Origin of the sequence: Haemophilus sp. 27098_8_127, from assembly GCF_041433495.1 — a bacterium.
In the GTDB taxonomy this organism is placed as follows: domain Bacteria; phylum Pseudomonadota; class Gammaproteobacteria; order Enterobacterales; family Pasteurellaceae; genus Haemophilus_D.
Window position 1 is genome coordinate 91,575 of sequence record NZ_JAPWBP010000001.1, and the last position, 20,397, is coordinate 111,971.

The window sequence follows — 20,397 nt, forward strand, 5'->3', positions numbered from 1 at the left end:
GATGCAAAAATTCCCTTGGCAAGCATTTGCCCAAAATTCAGCGTATGCAAATCAGGTCGCGTTGCGAAATTCGCAGGGCGATCCTTTTACTTGGGCAGAACTTGCTGAGAAAATTAATCAGGTAGAAGCCTTTCTTTTACAACAAGGTGTGACAGCGCAAAGTGCGGTTGCTTTTTGTGGTAAAAATTCAGAACAGATCTTATTTCTTTATTTAGCCGTTATTCAGCTAGGTGCAAAAATTTTAGGTATCAACCCTGCATTTCCTCAAGAAAAAAGAGAAGAATTGTGTCGAATGTATGGTGTGGGTTTTTGTTATCAAACCGAAGATATTCATTATTTAGCTGTTAAAGCATTACCCGAACATAACGCTGATTTTACAAAAGCGGCAACGATGACATTAACATCGGGCTCGACTGGTTTGCCTAAAGCGGTGGTGCATAATGTTTCTGCTCATTTAGCTAATGCAGAAGGCGTTTGTGCCTTAATGAATTTTGGCAAAGATCAATCATGGCTACTTTCTTTACCGCTTTATCATGTTTCCGGACAAGGTATTGTGTGGCGTTGGCTGTATGCGGGTGCAACTTTAGTACTACCGAAAGAAGATTTTTATCAATCTATTGGTTATGTTTCCCATGTTTCTCTCGTGCCAACTCAATTGCAGCGTTGGTTTGATTATTTGACGGAGTATCCTCAACCTATCCAAACGCAAGCCGTGTTATTAGGTGGGACACAAATCCCTGTAAAATTAACCCAAGTATTAAGTGAATTAGGTATTCGAAGCTATTCAGGCTATGGTATGACAGAAATGGCTTCTACCGTATTCGCTAAACAATCGGATGGAAAAATTGGTGTAGGTCAACCTTTACTTGGCCGAGAGTTCAAGTTAGTGAATGAAGAAGTTTGGTTAAAAGGTGCAGGGCTTGCCATGGGATATTGGCGCGATGGACGTATAGATCCACTCACGAATCACGAAGGCTGGTTCCAAACCAAAGATAAAGGTCAATGGCTTGATGATGAATTAGTCATTCAAGGCCGATTGGATAATATGTTTATTTCCGGTGGTGAAAATATTCAGCCGGAAGAAATTGAAAAAGTGATTGCACAATCAGATTCAGTAAAACAAGTTTTTGTTTTACCTAAACATGATGAGGAATTTGGCCATCGCCCTGTCGCGATTGTTGAATTTCATACCTCATTTAATGAAAGTGCGGTCGAATCTCTCAACATTTTTTTACAAGGGCGATTGGAACGATTTAAGCAACCTGTTGCCTACTATGAACTCCCGCAGGATTTAATCCAAGGGGCAATAAAGATTTCTCGCAAGGCACTCGCCGATTGGCTGTCGCAACAATAGGAAAGTTAGTTTAATGAAAAATATCTCTCGCGTTTTGACCGCACTTGGTCTTTCATTTGTTTTTACGCTGGCGCTTTCTCAGCCTGTTTGGGCAGAGAATAATAATGCGGATTTACCGACGGAAAAAACACTAAAAAGTGAATTAGCCGAGGCACAAAAATTACCAGATGGTGATGAAAAAACAAATAACGTCGCGACAATCCAGGCTTCGCTTGATTTCTTGCAACAAATTCAAACACAGCAAAAAAATAACAACGATTTGCAAGATACGCTTATTGATGCAGATTCTGAAATTCAGAAGAATAGTGCTGATCTTCAAAATCTTAAAAAACAGCTAAGCACGCCAAGTAACACCGATTATGCTTCACAAAGTTTAGCTAATCTACAGGCTCAGGTTGAGAAACTGACCAATCAACAACAAGATGCCCAATCTGCATTAAGTGCGGTGAATACGCAACTTGCAGGGCAGAGCTCTGTGTCGGAACGTGCTCAAACAGCCTTAACAGATAATGTTAAACGTACGCAAGAATTGAATCAGAAATTAGCTGATCCAACGACAAGTTCACTATTAAAACAGCAAATTCAGCTTGAATTACAACTGATTGAGCTAAAAAATATCTATAATCAAGTGCTATTAAAAAATAGCGATCAGTTGACTGTGCTTTATCGAAGTCGATATGAGTTATTAAATACTCGTGTTCAAGCATTGCAGCAACAAATTGCAGCCATTCAAGAAGCGATTAATCAAAAGAATTTGGCTAAAACACAAAACCAAGTTGAGCAAGCACAACAACAAAGCCAAAATGTTGAGCAAAATCCGTTGATTCAGAAAGAATTGAATTTGAATGCGCAGCTTAGCCAATATTTACTTGAGCAAACAGAGAAAACCAATACATTAACGCAAGATGAATTACGCATGCGAAATGTGTTGGATAACTTAACGCAGACACAACGTACCATTGATGAGCAAATCAGTGCGTTACAAGGCACGTTGGTGCTTTCTCGCATTATTCAGCAACAAAAACAAAAATTACCGACCAATTTAAATATTCAAGGTCTTTCAAAGCAAATTGCGGATTTGCGTGTACAGATCTTCGATATTACGCAAAAACGTAATGAGCTTTATGATATTGATGCCTACATCAGTAAAATTGAGCAGGATGAAAACAAATCGTTTACACCGGCGGAAAAAGCACAATTAACCAATTTATTGACAGAACGTCGAAAAGTGGCTTCTGATTTGATTAAGTCATTGAATAATCAGTTGAATTTGGCGATTTCCTTAGAGCTAACCCAGCAACAAATTACACAAATCAGTGATCAGATCCAGTCTAAACTTGATCAACAAAGTTTCTGGGTAAAAAGTAATAACCCAATTAATCTTGATTGGTTCAAAAAGCTGCCAATGTCACTCAAGGCACAATTTGATGGCATTGGAAAGAAAATCGGCTTCCCGACAAATTTTGATAATTTGCCGTATTTACTCACTTATGTCTTTATTTTGTTTGTGATTGGTGGATTGATTTTCAAATTTAAAGAATCAATTAAACAACGTTTGAGCGTGATTAATGGCGAAATTAATACGCTTCGTTCTGATAGCCAATGGCATACGCCGCTTGCGTTATTTTATACGGCATTTTTATCGTTATCGGGCACACTCTGGTTCTTAGCCGCTTGCCAACTTTTAGGCTTTTTCTTTGTGAAAAATCCACAAGAGTTTTGGGAGTGGTCGCTCAGTATGGCGGGCTATTGGTGGTTCTTTAGTTTTATCTTAGCTATTCTTCGTCCGAATGGTATTTTAGTCCGCCATTTCGGTTTTGCTAAAGAGAGCGCGGCTGCTTTGCAAGACGTCACAAAACGTATCATTGTTTCCGTTGTGTTATTACTGAATACGTCAATTTTCAGTAATGTCATGGATACAGGTTTAGCCAATGACGTCCTCGGCGAAATTAATACGATTGTTGCCTTGCTTTTCTGTATTGTGATTATTGCGCCACGTTTTGTTCGCACAGAAAAATCGTTGAATTCAAGCGTAACGGATCAGCGTGATAGAACGCTTTTAAAAATTATGCGCGTTTTATTGCAATTGGTCCCTGTTATTTTAATTGCACTAGTTGCTTTAGGCTATTATTACACCGCCTTAAATTTAATTACGCATATTATTAATACCTACATTGCATGGGTGGTGTGGTCGTTGGTGCGTCATACTATTTATCGTGGTATTACGGTTGCATCAAGACGTTTAGCTTATCGACGTTTACAAGAAAAACGTCAGCAAAAACAACAAGATTCAAGTGATACTTCAGCCTCTGATGATGTGGTCGTGATTACCGAACAAGAAGAGGGATTAGCCTTAAATGAAGTGCGTAGCCAGTTACTACGCTTTGCCGATCTCTTTATTTGGACCGCACTTTTTGCCATCTTCTATTATGTATGGTCAGATTTAGTGACCGTTGTAAGTTATTTGCGTGATATTACCTTGTGGCAACAAACTTCAACAACTGAAGCGGGCGTGGTGACAGAAACGATTTCACTCTTTAACTTGATTGTTGCATTAATCATTGTTGTGATTACCTATATTTTAGTGCGTAACATTCCAGGTATTTTAGAAGTATTAATCTTCTCTCGAGTGAAACTTTCACCAGGTACGCCTTATACCATTACAAAATTATTAACCTATATCTTGGTTGCAGTGGGTGGCGCATGGGCATTTTCGACGCTTGGGATGTCATGGTCTAAATTACAATGGTTATTTGCCGCCCTTTCCGTTGGTCTCGGTTTTGGTGTGCAGGAAATTTTTGCGAACTTTGTTTCTGGCATCATTTTATTATTTGAGCGTCCAATTCGTGTGGGCGATACCGTGACAATTAATGGTGTTACGGGGACGGTGGCGAAATTCCGTATTCGTGCCATTACCATGATTGATCCTGATCGCAAAGAAGTGATTGTGCCCAATAAATCTTTTGTAACCGGACAAGTAACTAACTGGGCATTATCTAGTACCGTTACTCGTTTAGTGGTGTCTGTTGGCGTGGCGTATGGTTCAGATTTAGAGTTGGTGAGACGCTTATTATTGCAAGCCGCACACGAGCAACCAAGCGTCTTAAAAGATCCGGAACCAAGAGTGCTATTTTTAACCTTTGGTGCAAGCACATTAGATCATGAACTACGTGTTCATGTTGGGCAAGTGTCTGAGCGAAATGATACGCTTGATGCGCTCAACCGTCGCGTGAATGAGCTATTTGCAGAAAATAATATTGATATTGCATTCAATCAATTAGATATCTTTATCAAGAATAAAGATACAGGTGAAGAAATTCCATTTATTGATGTAGCAAAATTAGCTCAAAACCATTAATTAAAGAGAGAAAATATGGCAGGGAATACTATCGGACAACTTTTTCGTGTGACGACCTTTGGGGAGTCGCATGGTATTGCATTAGGCTGTATCGTAGATGGCGTACCGCCGAATCTTGAATTATCGGAAGCCGATATTCAACCTGATTTAGATCGTCGTAAACCGGGTACATCACGTTATACCACACCACGTCGTGAAGACGATGAAGTACAGATTTTATCTGGCGTATTTGAAGGTAAAACAACGGGTACCAGCATTGGAATGATCATTAAAAATGGTGATCAACGTTCACAAGATTATGGCGATATCAAAGATCGTTTCCGTCCTGGACATGCGGATTTTACCTATCAACAAAAATACGGTATTCGTGATTATCGCGGTGGTGGTCGCTCTTCTGCACGTGAAACTGCCATGCGTGTTGCCGCAGGTGCGATTGCGAAGAAATATTTACGTGAGCAGTTTGGTATTGAAGTCCGTGGTTTTTTAAGCCAAATTGGTGAAGTGAAGATTGCACCACAGACTGTCGGCAAAATTGATTGGGATAAAGTGAATAGCAATCCATTTTTCTGCCCGGATGAAAGTGCGGTCGAAAAGTTTGATGAATTAATCCGTGAATTGAAAAAAGAAGGCGATTCGATTGGGGCAAAACTAACTGTGATTGCAGAGAATGTCCCTGTTGGTTTAGGAGAGCCTGTTTTTGATCGACTTGATGCCGATTTAGCACATGCCTTAATGGGGATTAATGCTGTTAAAGGTGTAGAAATTGGCGATGGTTTTGCGGTGGTTGAACAACGTGGCAGTCAACATCGTGATGAAATGACACCAAATGGTTTTGAAAGCAACCATGCTGGCGGTGTTTTAGGGGGCATTAGCTCTGGTCAGCCAATTATTGCAACGATTGCATTGAAACCGACGTCTAGTATCACGATTCCAGGTCGTTCCATTAATTTAGCGGGAGAGTCTGTGGAAGTGGTGACAAAAGGCCGTCATGATCCTTGTGTGGGGATTCGTGCAGTACCCATTGCGGAGGCAATGGTTGCAATTGTGTTACTCGACCATTTATTGCGTTTTAAGGCGCAGTGCAGATAACTCTTTTAAATTAAGCTTATTTTTTCTTTTATTGAAGATAAGGTCATTCGTTTAGGAAATCTTATGAATAAATCTTTAGCAAAATTACTTTCAAGTGCGGTTGTTTTAGGGAGTGTTTTTTTCTCGCTACAAACAACGGCCTCGCCACAAGACTGGCAAAGAATTAAACGTCCAATTCCTGCAACAGATGGTAAGGCAAATCCAATTGGTAGCTATTCGAATGGTTGTATTATCGGGGCTGAACCTTTGCCTTATAAAGGTGAGGGCTATCAAGTGATTCGTATGAATAAAAATCGCTATTATGGTCATCCGGATATGATTGCCTATTTACAGCGTCTTGGGCAAAAAGCGAAGTCAGCAGGCTTACCAACGATGTTAGTTGGGGATATTGCTATGCCAGGTGGTGGTCGATTCTTAACGGGGCATGCAAGCCATCAAATGGGATTAGACGCAGATATTTGGTTGCGCATGGGTACCATGACAGACAGTGAAGCGTTAAATTCTGATGGAAAAGGCTTGCTTGTGGTGAACCGTCAAACACAACGTGTTGATGAAAATGTGTGGAATAACAATCACGCCACCTTAATTAAATTGGCTGCGCAAGATCCCCAAGTGACCCGTATTTTTGTGAACCCCGCGATTAAATTAAAACTTTGTCAAACAGCAGGAGATGATCGGGCTTGGTTACACAAAATTCGTCCATGGTTTGGTCATGATTCACATTTCCACGTGCGTATTGCTTGTCCGAAAGATGCCGCTTATTGTGAAGATCAAGCACCTGTACCTGCAGGCGATGGTTGTGGCGATGAACTTTATTCTTGGTTTGAACCCGCAAAACCAGGTTCAGGCTCTTCTAAACCAAAAGTGACACCGCCAGAACCGTTCTTGTGCCAACAAGTGTTGAGTTCGCCAAATAGTAGCGAATGGTTAGAGTAGGAGTTAAATCATGGAGTTGGGGATTGATATATTAGCCATGCTTTTTGCAGCTGCTTTTATTGCCGCGTTTATTGATGCGATAGCGGGTGGCGGAGGCTTAATTACAATCCCGGCCTTATTAATGACAGGTATGCCACCAGCAATGGCATTAGGCACGAATAAATTACAAGCATTCGGCGGTGCGTTGTCGGCAAGTATTTACTTTCTGCGTAAAAGAGCGGTCAATTTATCGGAGTTTTCTTTCATCTTACTGGTGATTTTTATCGGCTCGGTGATTGGTACGTTACTCATACAAAATTTAGATGCATCATTAATTAAAAAAGGGCTTCCATTTCTCATTTTAGCGATCGGCTTATACTTTTTATTTACGCCTAAATTGGGTGAAAGTGATCGTAAACAACGAATTTCTTACGCTGTTTTTGCGTTATGTTTTGGTTCACTTTTAGGTTTTTATGACGGCTTTTTTGGGCCAGGAACAGGTTCATTAATGAATCTAGCTTGTGTGACGTTACTTGGATTTAACCTCACTAAAGCGACTGCGCATGCCAAAGTGATGAATTTAACCTCTAATTTTGCTTCATTAATTTTCTTCTTTATTGGTGGTCATGTGATTTGGACCGTTGGGTTAGTCATGATGGCAGGAAGCCTGATAGGCGCCAATTTAGGGGCTAAAATGGTGATGGCAAAAGGCAAACAACTGATCAGACCGATGGTGGTGATTATGTCATTTATCATGACGATAAAAATGGCGTATGATCAAGGTTGGTTTCATTTTTAACGATTGATTATGACAGACTCTCAGAAAAAATTACGTATTACGGCACGAACAGGCTATGAACCACATTTTTCATGGTCATATTTGCATCCGAAAAATTGGGGCATTTGGCTCGGTATTTTTGTGCTTTTGTTACTCGCTTTTGTGCCATTTCGTTTACGAGATAAAATGGCTGAGAAACTGGTGCGTGCACTGACGAAAAAAATTGGTAAGCCACGCATTCGTGCTGAGATTAATTTGAAACTCTGTTTCCCAGATTGGACGGATGAGCAACGTAATAAAGTGATTGAAGAGATGTTTGTGACGGTCGCACAAGTAATGCTCGGTATCGGTGAAATTGCTATTCGCTCTAAAAAACATTTACAAGAACGTAGCGAATTCATTGGCCTTGAGCATATCAAGCAAGCGAAAGCCGAAGGGCATAACATCATTTTGATGGTACCGCATGGTTGGGCAATTGATGCCTCTGGCATTATTTTGCATACACACGGCATGCCGATGACATCAATGTATAACCCTCACCGAAATCCATTAGTAGATTGGTTATGGACTTTAGCTCGTCAGCGTTTTGGCGGGAAAATGCATGCTCGCCAAAATGGGATTAAGCCATTTTTAGCGCACATCAAGCAAGGTCAAATGGGGTACTATCTTCCAGATGAAGATTTTGGTGCCGAGCAAAGTGTCTTTGTGGATTTCTTTGCCACTTATAAAGCCACCCTTCCTGGGTTAAACAAAATGGCGAAATTGGCAAAAGCGGTGGTTATTCCAATGTTTCCACGCTATAACGCTAAGAATGGCAAGTATGAAATGGAAATTCGCCCACCGATGCAATTAAGCGAAGATCCTGAGCAATCAGCCCGTGCGATGAACGAGGAAATTGAATATTTTGTTACACCAACCCCCGAACAATATGTCTGGATTTTACAGCTTCTTCGTACCCGAAAAGACGGGGAAGATATTTACCCAGATTAATTCATTTTATTTACAAAAGTGCGGTCAAAATTCACCGCACTTTTGTATTTTTCTATGCTAGAATGCGAGCCTAAAAACAGGATTTTTTCTTACTCTTTTTTGAGCAATTATTTATGAACAAACAACTTGAATTAATCAAATCTTCTATCAAATCTATCCCAAATCATCCAAAAGAAGGCATCATTTTCCGTGATATCACGAGCTTGCTTGAAGTGCCTGCAGCTTTCAAAGCCACAATCGATTTGATCGTTGAAAAGTATAAAAATCAAGGTCTCACAAAAGTCATCGGTACCGAGTCTCGTGGATTTATTTTTGGTGCGCCAGTTGCATTAGCATTAGGCTTGCCATTTATCCCTGTTCGTAAACCGGGCAAATTACCTCGTGAAGTGATTGCACAGTCTTATCAATTAGAATACGGTCAAGACACCCTTGAATTGCATACAGATGCAATTTCACAAGGCGATAATGTGTTAATCATTGATGACTTGTTGGCAACAGGTGGTACAGTTGAAGCCACCGTGAAATTAGTTCAACGTTTAGGTGGTGAAGTGAAACATGCTGCCTTTGTGATTAATTTGCCAGATTTAGGGGGCGAAAAACGCTTACGTGATTTAGGCATTGATTGCTACACCTTAGTGAATTTTGAAGGCCATTAATTTTTAAAGGGATGCGATGAGCTACCAAGTTTTAGCCAGAAAATGGCGACCAAAAAACTTTTCTGAAGTAGTGGGACAAAGCCATGTGCTCACTGCTTTAGAAAACGGTTTAAAAGAAAACCGTTTACATCATGCTTATTTATTTTCCGGCACCCGTGGCGTGGGTAAAACCTCCATTGCTCGTTTATTTGCGAAAGGCTTGAATTGTGTAAACGGTATTACTGCCGATCCTTGTGGTGAATGTGAAAACTGTAAAGCGATCGAGGCAGGCAACTTTATTGATTTAATTGAAATCGATGCGGCTTCTCGTACAAAAGTAGAAGATACGCGTGAGCTATTAGACAACGTGCAATATAAGCCGGTAGTAGGGCGTTATAAAGTCTATCTAATCGATGAAGTCCATATGCTTTCCCGCCATTCTTTCAATGCGTTGTTAAAAACCTTGGAAGAACCACCTGAATATGTGAAATTCCTACTCGCTACAACGGATCCTCAAAAATTACCGATTACGATTTTATCCCGTTGTATGCAATTTCATCTTAAAGCATTAGATGAACCGCAAATTTCAGCACATCTTAATCGCGTGCTTACTGCCGAAAATATTCCTTTTGATGCGCCAGCATTAGATAAATTAGCCAAAGCGGCACAGGGTAGTATTCGCGATAGCTTAAGTTTAACGGATCAAGCGATAGCCATGGGCAACGGTAAAGTTTCCACCGATGTGGTGAATACCATGCTTGGGCTATTAGATGAAGACCAACCGATTGAAATCATTTATGCTTTACATCAAGGTAACGGTGAGCGTTTAATGAAAACCATCCAAACGGTGGCAGAAAAAGCGGGCGATTGGGATGAGTTACTGGCAGAAACAGCCGAGAAATTACATCAAATTGCATTAATGCAGTTACTTGCTAAAAATGCCACCGATGAAAACGATCACTTAGGTTTTCTGGCTAAACATATTTCACCGGAAGACGTACAATTTTTCTATCAAGTGGTTGTATCGGGTCGAAAAGAATTAGCCTCTGCGCCAAATCGTCGAATTGGTGCAGAAATGACATTATTGAGGGCATTAGCATTCCACCCAAAGTTCCTTACGGCAGCACAAACGCCTAAACAAGGCGGGCTATCCCCTGAACAAAATACACATAAAAGTGCGGTTGAAAATCAGCCTGTTTCTGGTTATGTGGATATGCCGGTGCTGTCGCAAAACATCAAAGCAAATTATTCTGCACAAGCACAAAAGCCGATGGCTCAATCGGCGGTTGTGCATTCTTCACCTTCTCAACCTGTTTCCGCGCAAACCACATCTTCATTGAATTTAGCTAGCCTTGCTGCGCTAGAGGCGTTGAATCAATTAACGCAAATTGAGCAATCAGAGCGCCAGCAGCATCATGATGAACAGCAAGCCGCAGTGGAAGAAACTTTGCATCATCTCCAAGCGTTAGATGAGCAAAAAAATTCACCAAAAATGACCGCACTTCCTGTGCGAGAGATGACACCACCGAAAGCTACGCAAACGAAAGCCTCGGTGATAAATCCAATTACTCAACAAGCAGAAGCGTTAAAGCAAGGTATTGAGACGGTTGAAAATACCATTGATGACAACGCTGAAATGGACGCGGAAGAGCAAGAAATTCTGGATGCGGAAACCTATCGTTGGGAGTGGAGCAATCCGGATTTAGCCAAAGTAGATAGCGGAGTGCGACCTTCTGATATCAAACAGGCGATTTTAAAAGATGTGACACCAGAATTGCGTGAGAAAATTATTCAAATTACGCAAAAACAAGATCCTTGGACGGATATCGTTGAACGCTCTGGCGTGACTGGTTTCTCAAAAGAGTTGGCATTAAATTGCTTTATTAAGTCGCAAACCGAAAATGAGCTTCAACTCGGGCTTCATTCTGAAAAAGCCCATTTAAAACAAGATCGAAATATTAAAAATTTAGTGGATCATCTTGAACGTTTATATGAAAAACCAGTCAAATTGTCGATTTTTGTTGAAGATTCCGATGTTTTAACCCCGATGGATTACCGCAAAAAAGTTTATCAAGACTTGCGTGAACAGGCGCGTACGGATTTACAGCAAGATAAAAAACTGCTTTTATTACAAAAAGAGTTTGATGCGAAGTTGGATGTTGAAAGCATTCGACCCGTCTAAAACTCATTTCTCTAAATTTTAACTTTATAAAGGAAAAAATATGGCGTTTAGCTCTCTTTTTACTCTTATTGATGACATTGCATCGATTCTTGATGATGTCGCCTTGATGACCAAAATAGCAGCCAAGAAAACCGTTGGTGTAGTAGGTGATGACTTAGCCTTAAATGCTAATCAGGTAACAGGGGCATCTTCCGATCGTGAATTACCCATTGTTTGGGCAGTCACCAAAGGATCCTTAGTCAATAAAGTCATTTTAATTCCAATTGCTTTACTGCTTTCTGCATTTTTACCTTGGTTGATCGTGCCACTTCTGATGATTGGTGGAGCGTATTTATGTTTTGAAGGTGTAGAGAAAATTCTACATAAATTTATTGCCCATGAAGAGCATGAAGAAAAAACAACCTTTAATGAAGTCGCCAAAATCAAAGGGGCAATTCGTACCGATTTTATTCTTTCTGCTGAAATTATTATTATTGCATTGGGCGAATTAACCGAAGCGAGCTTGCTGACTCGCATCATTTCTCTTTCAATAGTGGGTATCGGAATTACTATTTTTGTTTATGGCTTGGTCGCATTGATTGTTAGAGCGGATGATTTCGGTTTATACCTTATCAAAAAAGGTGGTGTGGCGAAGTCAATCGGTAATGCAATTTTAGTGATTATGCCAAAATTTATGCGTTCACTTAGTTTTATCGGTACGCTTGCGATGTTCTTAGTCGGTGGCGGTATTTTCGTACATAATGTGGATTTCATTCATCATTTGCTCGCTGATTATCAATTAGCTGATGGCTTATTAGGTAATGTAGCGACGTTAGTCGTGGGTGTGATCGTAGGCGCGATTGCTTGTGCGATTGTATTACCCGCGATGAAATTATTTGGCAAACACTAAAAACGAGATAAAAAAATAACCGCACTTTGATTGTTTCAAGGTGCGGTTTTTTTATGGGCGAAATAGATTATTTACGAGAAGTGTAATCGCCGACACAGACCCATTTATAACTGGTTAAGGCTTCTAATCCCATTGGGCCACGTGCGTGAAGTTTTTGGGTACTTACCGCCACTTCTGCACCTAAACCAAATTGTCCGCCATCGGTGAATCGAGTACTTGCATTAACATACACGGCTGCCGCATCTACTTGATTGATAAATTGCGTGGCTAGTCGTTGATTTTCCGTCAAGATACTTTCTGAATGTTGTGTGCCATATTCACGAATGTGAGCAATTGCCGCATCCATATCTTCAACCACCACGACATTGAGATCGAGTGAGCCCCATTCTTGGCATAGCGCTTGTTCAGTCACTTCTTGCACATCGACATTTGCAGCTTGAAGAATAGAAAGTGCGGTCGATTTTGCATGGAATTTTACTTTTTTCTCGGCTAAATATTTCGCGAGTTTTGGTAGGAAAGCATCAGCAATCGAGCGCTGAACTAAAAGTGTTTCCAGCGTATTACATGTGCTTGGACGCTGGCATTTTGCATTAGCAATTACCGTTAGGGCTTTTTCTTGGTCAGCACTTTCTTCCACAAAAAGATGACAAACGCCCACACCACCGACAATCACTGGAATGGTTGAATGTTGTTTACAAAGTTCATGTAAACCAGCTCCGCCACGAGGAATAATCATATCTACATAGCGATCCAATTTAAGTAGTTGCATTACAAGCTCACGATTCGGATCGGTAATGGCTTGGACTGCATGGCGTGGTAATCCTGCTTGTTCAAGGGCATTTTGTACCACTTCCACTAAAATTTGGTTGGAATGTTGTGTTTCTTTTCCACCACGTAAAATCACGGCATTACCGGTTTTTAAGCAAAGGCTTGCCACATCAATAGTGACATTAGGACGCGCTTCGTAAATGGTTCCAATCACGCCAAGCGGTGTGCGAATTCGTTCGATCTTTAATCCGCTATCTAAGGTGCCCCCATCAATAATTTTTCCCACTGGATCCGCAAGCGAAATCACATGACGCACATCACTCGCAATGCCTTTTAGGCGATCTTCGGTTAATAAGAGACGATCAATTAATGCTTCGGATAAACCATTTTGTTTCGCAATTTCAATATCTTTTTGGTTTGCAGCAAGAATACGCTCCGCTTGTTGTTCTAATTGATCTGCAATAATGCTTAGCGCATGATTTTTTTCAGTGGTGTTTAACTGCGCTAAAATAAAGGCTGCATCTTTGGCCTGTTTGCCCATTTGTTCTAACATATCGAATCCCTTGTTATTGCAACAAAAATATGGTGTAGCTTATCGTAAAAATGAGCACGGTGAAATGATTAAATTTAAGGATTTTGTGAATTAGGTGTGAATGGGTTATGATTTGCCCGACTTTATGACGTAGGGAAGTATTTAAAATTTACAGGTTCTACAGATAGTACTATTTACAGTTGTAAAATAGACAACAATAAAACTTTTGAAAAAACATGACGAATAGTTTGGGAGATAAAATATGAAAAAACTATCAAAATTGCCAATAAATAATTCATTATGTTTTAGAAATATCGACTTTAATGGATTTTCGAGAAGTAACAAATGGGTGGGTTACTTTGGAGCAAATGATTTAGGTGATACGGCTAACATAAAAAGAGCTTCTAAATTGCTTGAAAGATTTTTTTCTGAAGATTTGGACGGTTTTTTCCTTATTAGTGCTCTAGTATATGATGATAATTCAGAGGTAGATGATGAATTAAAACAATCTGGCTATTTAGAAGAATACTTGAGTTTATATGAAGAAGCCAAGAAGAGTAATTTCTTAAATGAGTATACTGGTGTTTATGAAGATTATTTTGAATCAATCGATTTGAAAAATGAGCCACAACCTCCAATAAGTATATTTAACATGCATTTTGATTCCAATAAGATCTTCTTGTATTGTGAGTTGGTTATTGCTTTTTATTTTGGAAAAGTTTGTGGTGGTATTTGTTTTTTAATTAATCCTAAGTTAGGAATTGCACTTTATCCACATGATGATATTGGTTATGGCTGTATCTCTCTTACAGATGACACATCTTTAGCGGAGCGTTTCCTCGAATTTTGTAATGAAGATAAATATTTCTATTCTATTCTTGATGAAGAACTTAAGAATTAATTTTTCTTAAACAATAAAATAAAGGCTAGTATGACATTATTTGATGAGTGTATAGAAGCTCTTTCAGACGATTTTAGTCTCCTGACAGAGGAAGAAGAGAAAGAGGCTTTAAATATTTTTTATAAATATCCATTTGAGTATGGAAATATAGATAAATTAAAGGAAGGTGTTGTTACTTTAAAATTTGATAAATTGATTAAATTGGTTGAAGAAAAAGTTAAATCTTCAGAAGTTTATGTTTTAGCCGATATAAATGGAGTACCTATCTTTAAAACTAATTTATTCTTAGCTTTAGAAAAAATAGATGATATATCTGCATTATCAACAAAAGTGTTTTTGCTTGGGGATGGTTATTTGGCTCAAATAGTGCCCAAAACACCTCCATTAGATATTGTAGCCTTGAATTCTTAGTAGTTCGTGAGTCTGGGGTTTTAGCATTGTGTAATCAAAGTGTTAGAACATAAAATGTGTTTGGTTTTTAAGAAATTTTGAAATGCTTTTATCTTATGACCCATCATACTATCTCTTTAATTAGAGAAATCTAAATTTACATCTTATCCATTATTTCTATTTCGTTTTCTTCGGTAATTTATCATTTGTTTCATCATCTTGCTCTTGGAAATCGAAAACAGGTAATCCCCAACCAAATCGAACTGCAAGTAAGCGCAATGCAAAACCACTGAATAACGTGAGTAAAATTGAAAGTGTGTGTTCAACTTGAATGTGTTGTAATGCCATATACATAGCGGCAGAGAAGAATGACACGCTGGCGTAAAGTTCCTTTTGGAACACAAGGGGAATGCGGTTACAAAGTAAATCACGTAATACACCACCAAATGCCCCTGTCACCGTTGCCGCAATGGATGTCACGGTAAAGCCATAACCCATATCAATGGCAATTTGCGCACCGATAATGGAATATACGATTAACCCTAAGGCATCTAATACCAAGAAAATCGTGCGGAAGTAGCGCATGAAATGTTTGATGAAGGGCGCGATAAAAACCGTTAATACAGCTGCACCAGCCACCATAATGAAATATTCAGGATGTTTAACCCAGCCAAGCGGGTAGTGTCCAAGTAAGACATCGCGTACTGTACCACCGCCAATCGCCGTTACACAGGCAATAATAATTACCCCGAAAATATCCATTTTTTCTCGTCCAGCGGCTAATGCGCCAGTAATTCCTTCGGCGGTAATTCCAATAATATAAAGTACGCTTAATAGCATTTTTTTGTGGTTCCTAAAGTGCGGTTATAATTTTGCTTATTTTAAAAGGGAATGAGCCAAAATGCACGAAAGCCATTAAAAAAAGCCATAAATTTTGGCATAATGACGTCTTCTTTTTCTAATCGAGAATTTTATGTCAGAAGAACAATCCAAACCCTTGGCCGCATTTCTTGCACTATTACCAATTGGGTTGCTATTAATGATCGAGTTTTTTGTAGAAGCTTTGCAACTTGCTGAAAAACTGATTCCCCATTTAGCCTTTGGTGTGCTGATTGCCCAATTGCTTTGTTTGGTTGCTTTTATTAAAGGGGAAATTTGCCCTGGGCAGCGTGGACGTTTAATCAAAGCAAATGTCTGTTTTGCGCTTTATTGGTTCATTTGGTTAGGGATGAGCCTGGCCTCACCACATCATTACGTGATAACTGATATTGTTAGCTTATCTGGATTATCTGCCGTATATGCAGTATGGAAACAACCTAAAGATGAAGTCGCTCGCCGCGGTTTTCTCTTAATGTCATCTTTGGTGAGTGGATTGGGTGTCATTGCTTATTTGATGATTTTCTTCGGCAATCCAACACCCAATTTCATGCAATATAACCCACTGGCACAAGCTTTAATGGGCGTATTGTTAGCGAATTTATGTTTGTCTGTTTCTCGTAATCGTTTACAAGGTTTTATAGCATTACTGCCATTATTGATGATTTTACTGCTTGCACTGAATGCGTTGGCAGTACTGATTTTTATTATTTATCAAGGTGTAAGTGCGGTCAGTTCTGCCGTTGTTTTTGCATATGGCATTTATTTTCTGCTTCACTTAGTGATAGCGGGCATTCTGCTTTTACATAGTGTGAATAAATGGAAACTCAGCTATAACAGCTTACTCATTTTGTTCTTTATGGCGGCGAGTTTGGCTGTCTGGGCGATGTTTATTTAATGCATAAAATAAAATCTTACGCCGCTCCGATGCTAGTCGTGGGCTGCGTACTATTCGGTTTAGGAAGCCTAATTGTTAAGTTTGTGCCAGTAGGTGGTTATGCCATCGCATTTTGGCGCTTACTTATTGCCTCTTTTATTTTCTGGTTCTTAATGAAATTAAAAAGACAGCGTTTTCCAAAAAGCCGTAAAGCGATGATGTATGCGATATTAGCCGGGATCTTTTTAGCTTTTGATTTATCCTTTTGGCATGAAAGTGTATATGCCGTAGGGCCGGGTATTTCAACATTGCTGAATAGTTTGCAGATTTTCTTTTTGGCAGCAATTGGCTATTTTTTCTTTGGCGAACGCCAAACTAAACTACAAATGCTAAGCCTTTTTTTAGCCGTTGTTGGTGTTGTCTTAATATCAGGGGAAGAGCTACAGCATAATTTTGAAGGCATGTACGGCATTATCATTGGGCTCATTTCTGCTGGCTTGCTTGCAGCCTCAATGGTTATGATTAAAAAAGTACACGAAGAAGAACCAACGGCTTTATTCTCACTCATGTTTATTCTGAGCTTAAGTGGTGCTTTCGTCTTAATTATTCCTTCGCTAATTTTTAATCCTGATAGTCTTTATCCAACCACCTTCACCGATTGGGGATTGGTGTTTATTTATGGGGCGGTGATGCAATGTGTCGCCTGGGGCATGATTGCTTATACAATCCCTTATTTATCATTAGGTTTAACCGGTTTGTTGCTTCTTTCTGAACCGGTGGTTGCGCTCGTAATTGATTATTTTGGATTGGATAAGCCCATCAATCATTGGCAATGGGCGGGGGCAGTGCTGACATTAGTAGCGATCTATCTGGGCTCTCAAAAAAACAAAACCGCTTAAAACAAAAAAGTGCGGTAAATTTCACCGCACTTTGTCTTCACATTAAACCAATTACTCAGTTGCTTTCTTTTTCAAGTATTGATAGAGCTCGTCTTTAATCCGTAATTTTTCTTTTTTCAAGTTCTCAATTTCCGTATGAGTAGCGAGTTCTATGTTATCAATCTTATTTTTGATCTCTTGGTCTAATGCATTGTGCTTTTCAAACAAGCGATCGAAATAAGCATCTTTATTTTTGAGATTAGTAATTAAATCGCGAAATTCAGGAAACATAGGTTACTCCTCTTGGTTAACGTTCATTTTCATTATAGAGCTTTTTTTTGCTGTTTCTACTGCCTCATTCTCAGAATTTGACAGAGATCACAAAATTAAATCATGGCAAAGTGCGGTCATAAAATTGGATGTTTTTGAAGAGGTTAATAAAAGAAAAATCAGGGTTTTAACTGGTTTATTTGCTCAAAGCACGCTAGAATAAAGGTATCTGTTTCATAATGAAAAATAGGGAATTCCAATGATCGATCCAAATTTACTCCGTAATAATCTGGCTGAAGTAGCAGAAAAATTAAAAGTAAAACGTAACTTTATTCTTGATACGGAAAAACTTACCGCATTAGAAGAACAACGCAAAGATTTACAAGTAAAAACTGAAACATTACAAGCAGAGCGTAACGCACGTTCCAAAGCTATTGGTGCAGCAAAAGCACGTGGTGAAGATATTGCACCATTATTGGCTGAAGTAGATAACATGGGCGAACAGCTTAACGAAGCGAAGTCCCAACTTGATGCGGTGTTAGCCGAAATCAATCAAATCGCATTAAGCATTCCAAACCTTCCAGCAGATGAAGTGCCATTAGGTAAAGATGATACTGAAAATAAAGAAATTTTACGTTGGGGTACGCCGCGTACCTTTGATTTTGAGATCAAAGATCACGTGTCATTAGGTGAAGATGTCAATGGCTTAGATTTTGCTGCTGGAGCTAAATTAGCAGGTGCGCGCTTTGCGGTAATGAAAGGTCAAATTGCTAAAATGCACCGTGCGTTAGCGCAATTCATGTTAGATCTTCATACCGAACAACATGGTTATTTAGAAACCTATGTGCCTTATTTAGTTAACCATGCGACCCTTTATGGTACAGGCCAATTACCAAAATTTGGTGAAGATTTATTCCATACTTTAGCTTTAGAAGGTGAGCAACCTTACGCATTAATTCCAACAGCGGAAGTGCCAGTAACTAACCTTGTACGTGATGTGATTATTGATGAAGCAGAATTGCCAATCAAAATGACCGCACATACACCATGTTTCCGTTCTGAAGCAGGATCTTATGGTCGTGATACCCGTGGTTTAATTCGTATGCACCAATTCGATAAAGTCGAAATGGTACAGATCGTGGATCCAGATAAATCTATGGAAGCGCTTGAAGAATTAACCGGTCATGCAGAAAAAGTATTACAACTTTTAAATCTACCATATCGTAAAGTCTTACTTTGTACCGGAGATATGGGTTTTGGCTCTTGCAAAACTTACGACTTAGAAGTGTGGGTGCCTGCACAAAATACTTATCGTGAGATTTCTTCTTGCTCAAATATGTGGGATTTCCAAGCACGTCGTATGCAAGCACGTTGCAAAGCAAAAGGGGATAAGAAAACCCGCTTAGTACACACATTAAATGGTTCTGGTTTAGCAGTCGGTCGTACTTTAGTAGCCGTGCTTGAGAACTACCAAAATGCAGACGGCTCAATTACGGTGCCAGAAGTATTACGTCCTTACATGGGCGGATTAGAAGTGATCTGCAAATAATCAAAAATATATAAATTCAATTTAGGGCTAATGTTTATTAGCCCTTTCTTTCATCTAGAGAAATGAGATTTTTATTCTAGTCTTTGAGATAAATCCACATCAATATTCATGCATTTAGAGGTAATCTTATAAGGTATCAATTTTTAGGAGAATAATAATGACTGATAAACGACCATTTCCATTACCAACAGGGTATTTTGCGATTCCATTAGGTTTAAGCGCTTTATCTTTAGCCTGGTTGCATATGGGCGATACGATCTCTTTTTCTCGAAATGTGAGTGATATTATTGGCGTGACGTCTGTTTCAGTATGGGCACTTTTTGTCTTGCTCTATATTTATAAAATGATTTATTTCTCTCAAGAAGTACGCGATGAATATTGTTGTCCGATACGTTTTTCTTTTCTCGCATTAATACCGATTACAACGATGTTAAGTGGTGATGTTCTGTATCGTTGGTTTCCTCTTATTGGTGAGGGATTAATTTGGATCGGGACAATTGGGCAATTATTGTTTGCCTCAGTGCGTATTAGTGCGTTATGGAAAGATGGCACATTTGAGCAGAAATCTACATTGCCACCATTTTATTTACCCTCTGTAGCCACTAACTTTACAAGTGCCTCATCATTAGCCTTGTTAGGCTATCAAGATTTAGGTTATTTGTTCTTAGGCGCAGGGATGATTGCTTGGATTATCTATGAACCGGTGTTATTCCAACGTTTACGTGTGTTGCAGATTGAACCACAATTTCGTCCAACAATGGGGATCATTCTCGCCCCAGCATTTGTGGGCTCATCGGCTTACTTATCGCTTAATGGGGGAGAGATCGATCTTTTCGTTAAACTCTTATGGGGATACGGTTTTTTACAAATGTTCTTTTTAATTCGCCTGTTTCCTTGGATTAGTGAAAAAGGACTGAATATTGGGTTCTGGGCTTTTTCATTCGGATTAGCTTCTTTAGCGAATGGGGCTGTTTCTTTTGTTCATCATAACGTACTGAGCGGATTGGCAAACGGTGCATTTATCTTTGCTAACTTAATGATGAGCGGTTTGGTGCTGATGACATTAGTAAAAATTTTCAAAGGACAATTTTGGTTAAAATAGCTTAAATAAAAAGTGCGGTTAAAAATGACCGCACTTTTTTTATGAATTATTTTAAATAACAACC

At 39.3% G+C, this 20,397-nt stretch carries 18 protein-coding genes; 15 read left to right on the plus strand and 3 right to left on the minus strand.

Translation table 11 applies throughout. The features are described 5' to 3' along the window. Nucleotide 1 precedes the first annotated feature (1 nt). The 9 genes from menE (at nt 2) to O3746_RS00490 (ending at nt 12,190) form a co-directional block, all read left to right on the plus strand. Nucleotides 2-1,354: an o-succinylbenzoate--CoA ligase gene (gene menE / locus O3746_RS00450; RefSeq protein WP_049384049.1), complete on the plus strand. Its 1,353-nt coding sequence runs from the start codon at nt 2-4 to the stop codon at nt 1,352-1,354. A 13-nt stretch (nt 1,355-1,367) separates the two neighbouring features. Next, on the plus strand, nt 1,368-4,712 hold the full coding sequence (gene mscK, locus O3746_RS00455) for a mechanosensitive channel MscK (RefSeq protein ID WP_371447427.1): 3,345 nt from the start codon (nt 1,368-1,370) through the stop codon (nt 4,710-4,712). A gap of 15 nt (nt 4,713-4,727) precedes the next feature. Further along, a complete protein-coding gene (aroC, locus tag O3746_RS00460) occupies nt 4,728-5,801 on the plus strand; it encodes a chorismate synthase (protein WP_371447429.1) in 1,074 nt (357 codons plus the stop codon). Nucleotides 5,802-5,864: 63 nt separating this feature from the next. Then, complete coding sequence (gene mepA / locus O3746_RS00465; protein WP_265469828.1) at nt 5,865-6,737, plus strand: penicillin-insensitive murein endopeptidase; 873 nt, start codon at nt 5,865-5,867, stop codon at nt 6,735-6,737. Nucleotides 6,738-6,747: 10 nt separating this feature from the next. Beyond that, on the plus strand, nt 6,748-7,515 hold the full coding sequence (locus tag O3746_RS00470; protein WP_371447432.1) for a TSUP family transporter: 768 nt from the start codon (nt 6,748-6,750) through the stop codon (nt 7,513-7,515). Between the two features lie 9 nt (nt 7,516-7,524). Continuing rightward, nucleotides 7,525-8,484, plus strand: a complete 960-nt coding sequence (lpxM, locus tag O3746_RS00475; protein ID WP_371447433.1) for a lauroyl-Kdo(2)-lipid IV(A) myristoyltransferase — start codon at nt 7,525-7,527, stop codon at nt 8,482-8,484. Nucleotides 8,485-8,597: 113 nt separating this feature from the next. Then, a complete protein-coding gene (gene apt, locus O3746_RS00480; RefSeq protein WP_049384055.1) occupies nt 8,598-9,140 on the plus strand; it encodes an adenine phosphoribosyltransferase in 543 nt (180 codons plus the stop codon). 16 nt (nt 9,141-9,156) lie between these two features. Further along, nucleotides 9,157-11,301, plus strand: a complete 2,145-nt coding sequence (dnaX, locus tag O3746_RS00485) for a DNA polymerase III subunit gamma/tau (RefSeq protein WP_371447435.1) — start codon at nt 9,157-9,159, stop codon at nt 11,299-11,301. 40 nt (nt 11,302-11,341) lie between these two features. Then, a complete protein-coding gene (locus tag O3746_RS00490; protein ID WP_197569929.1) occupies nt 11,342-12,190 on the plus strand; it encodes a DUF808 domain-containing protein in 849 nt (282 codons plus the stop codon). A 67-nt stretch (nt 12,191-12,257) separates the two neighbouring features. On the opposite strand, the gene proA is transcribed toward O3746_RS00490, so the two are convergent. After that, nucleotides 12,258-13,511 carry a glutamate-5-semialdehyde dehydrogenase gene (gene proA / locus O3746_RS00495; RefSeq protein ID WP_371447437.1) on the minus strand — a complete coding sequence of 418 codons (1,254 nt, stop codon included), beginning with the start codon at nt 13,509-13,511 and terminating at the stop codon, nt 12,258-12,260. Nucleotides 13,512-13,752: 241 nt separating this feature from the next. On the opposite strand from proA, the gene O3746_RS00500 reads away from it, so the two are divergent. Beyond that, entirely contained in the window at nt 13,753-14,391 is a 639-nt protein-coding gene (locus tag O3746_RS00500) for a hypothetical protein (protein WP_371447439.1), read from the plus strand. Nucleotides 14,392-14,421: 30 nt separating this feature from the next. Beyond that, nucleotides 14,422-14,802, plus strand: a complete 381-nt coding sequence (locus O3746_RS00505) for a hypothetical protein (RefSeq protein ID WP_049380631.1) — start codon at nt 14,422-14,424, stop codon at nt 14,800-14,802. Nucleotides 14,803-14,958: 156 nt separating this feature from the next. Here O3746_RS00505 and O3746_RS00510 read toward each other — a convergent pair whose 3' ends face one another. After that, nucleotides 14,959-15,621, minus strand: a complete 663-nt coding sequence (locus tag O3746_RS00510; RefSeq protein WP_371447441.1) for a trimeric intracellular cation channel family protein — start codon at nt 15,619-15,621, stop codon at nt 14,959-14,961. 133 nt (nt 15,622-15,754) lie between these two features. Between O3746_RS00510 and O3746_RS00515 the strand changes: the two genes are divergently transcribed. Beyond that, nucleotides 15,755-16,555, plus strand: coding sequence for a hypothetical protein (locus O3746_RS00515; protein ID WP_371447442.1), 801 nt, complete (start codon nt 15,755-15,757; stop codon nt 16,553-16,555). Beyond that, nucleotides 16,555-17,433: a DMT family transporter gene (locus O3746_RS00520; RefSeq protein WP_371447444.1), complete on the plus strand. Its 879-nt coding sequence runs from the start codon at nt 16,555-16,557 to the stop codon at nt 17,431-17,433. The genes O3746_RS00515 and O3746_RS00520 overlap by 1 nt, the downstream gene beginning before the upstream one ends. 51 nt (nt 17,434-17,484) lie before the next feature. On the opposite strand, the gene O3746_RS00525 is transcribed toward O3746_RS00520, so the two are convergent. Beyond that, nucleotides 17,485-17,703 (minus strand): YdcH family protein, encoded by a 219-nt coding sequence (locus O3746_RS00525; RefSeq protein ID WP_371447446.1) that lies wholly within the window; start codon nt 17,701-17,703, stop codon nt 17,485-17,487. A 238-nt stretch (nt 17,704-17,941) separates the two neighbouring features. Between O3746_RS00525 and serS the strand changes: the two genes are divergently transcribed. Together serS and tehA are read left to right on the plus strand one after the other, a co-directional pair. Next, entirely contained in the window at nt 17,942-19,231 is a 1,290-nt protein-coding gene (serS, locus tag O3746_RS00530) for a serine--tRNA ligase (protein WP_371447448.1), read from the plus strand. 157 nt (nt 19,232-19,388) lie between these two features. Beyond that, nucleotides 19,389-20,333, plus strand: a complete 945-nt coding sequence (gene tehA / locus O3746_RS00535; RefSeq protein WP_371447450.1) for a dicarboxylate transporter/tellurite-resistance protein TehA — start codon at nt 19,389-19,391, stop codon at nt 20,331-20,333. The last annotated feature ends 64 nt before the right edge of the window (nt 20,334-20,397 follow it).

Bases quoted from the DNA above. Each gene is read 5' to 3' on its own strand.
- menE (WP_049384049.1), top strand. From the start codon at position 2: ATGCAAAAATTCCCTTGGCAAGCATTTGCCCAAAATTCAGCGTATGCA.
- mscK (WP_371447427.1), top strand. From the start codon at position 1,368: ATGAAAAATATCTCTCGCGTTTTGACCGCACTTGGTCTTTCATTTGTT.
- aroC (WP_371447429.1), top strand. From the start codon at position 4,728: ATGGCAGGGAATACTATCGGACAACTTTTTCGTGTGACGACCTTTGGG.
- mepA (WP_265469828.1), top strand. From the start codon at position 5,865: ATGAATAAATCTTTAGCAAAATTACTTTCAAGTGCGGTTGTTTTAGGG.
- O3746_RS00470 (WP_371447432.1), top strand. From the start codon at position 6,748: ATGGAGTTGGGGATTGATATATTAGCCATGCTTTTTGCAGCTGCTTTT.
- lpxM (WP_371447433.1), top strand. From the start codon at position 7,525: ATGACAGACTCTCAGAAAAAATTACGTATTACGGCACGAACAGGCTAT.
- apt (WP_049384055.1), top strand. From the start codon at position 8,598: ATGAACAAACAACTTGAATTAATCAAATCTTCTATCAAATCTATCCCA.
- dnaX (WP_371447435.1), top strand. From the start codon at position 9,157: ATGAGCTACCAAGTTTTAGCCAGAAAATGGCGACCAAAAAACTTTTCT.
- O3746_RS00490 (WP_197569929.1), top strand. From the start codon at position 11,342: ATGGCGTTTAGCTCTCTTTTTACTCTTATTGATGACATTGCATCGATT.
- proA (WP_371447437.1), bottom strand. From the start codon at position 13,511: ATGTTAGAACAAATGGGCAAACAGGCCAAAGATGCAGCCTTTATTTTA.
- O3746_RS00500 (WP_371447439.1), top strand. From the start codon at position 13,753: ATGAAAAAACTATCAAAATTGCCAATAAATAATTCATTATGTTTTAGA.
- O3746_RS00505 (WP_049380631.1), top strand. From the start codon at position 14,422: ATGACATTATTTGATGAGTGTATAGAAGCTCTTTCAGACGATTTTAGT.
- O3746_RS00510 (WP_371447441.1), bottom strand. From the start codon at position 15,621: ATGCTATTAAGCGTACTTTATATTATTGGAATTACCGCCGAAGGAATT.
- O3746_RS00515 (WP_371447442.1), top strand. From the start codon at position 15,755: ATGTCAGAAGAACAATCCAAACCCTTGGCCGCATTTCTTGCACTATTA.
- O3746_RS00520 (WP_371447444.1), top strand. From the start codon at position 16,555: ATGCATAAAATAAAATCTTACGCCGCTCCGATGCTAGTCGTGGGCTGC.
- O3746_RS00525 (WP_371447446.1), bottom strand. From the start codon at position 17,703: ATGTTTCCTGAATTTCGCGATTTAATTACTAATCTCAAAAATAAAGAT.
- serS (WP_371447448.1), top strand. From the start codon at position 17,942: ATGATCGATCCAAATTTACTCCGTAATAATCTGGCTGAAGTAGCAGAA.
- tehA (WP_371447450.1), top strand. From the start codon at position 19,389: ATGACTGATAAACGACCATTTCCATTACCAACAGGGTATTTTGCGATT.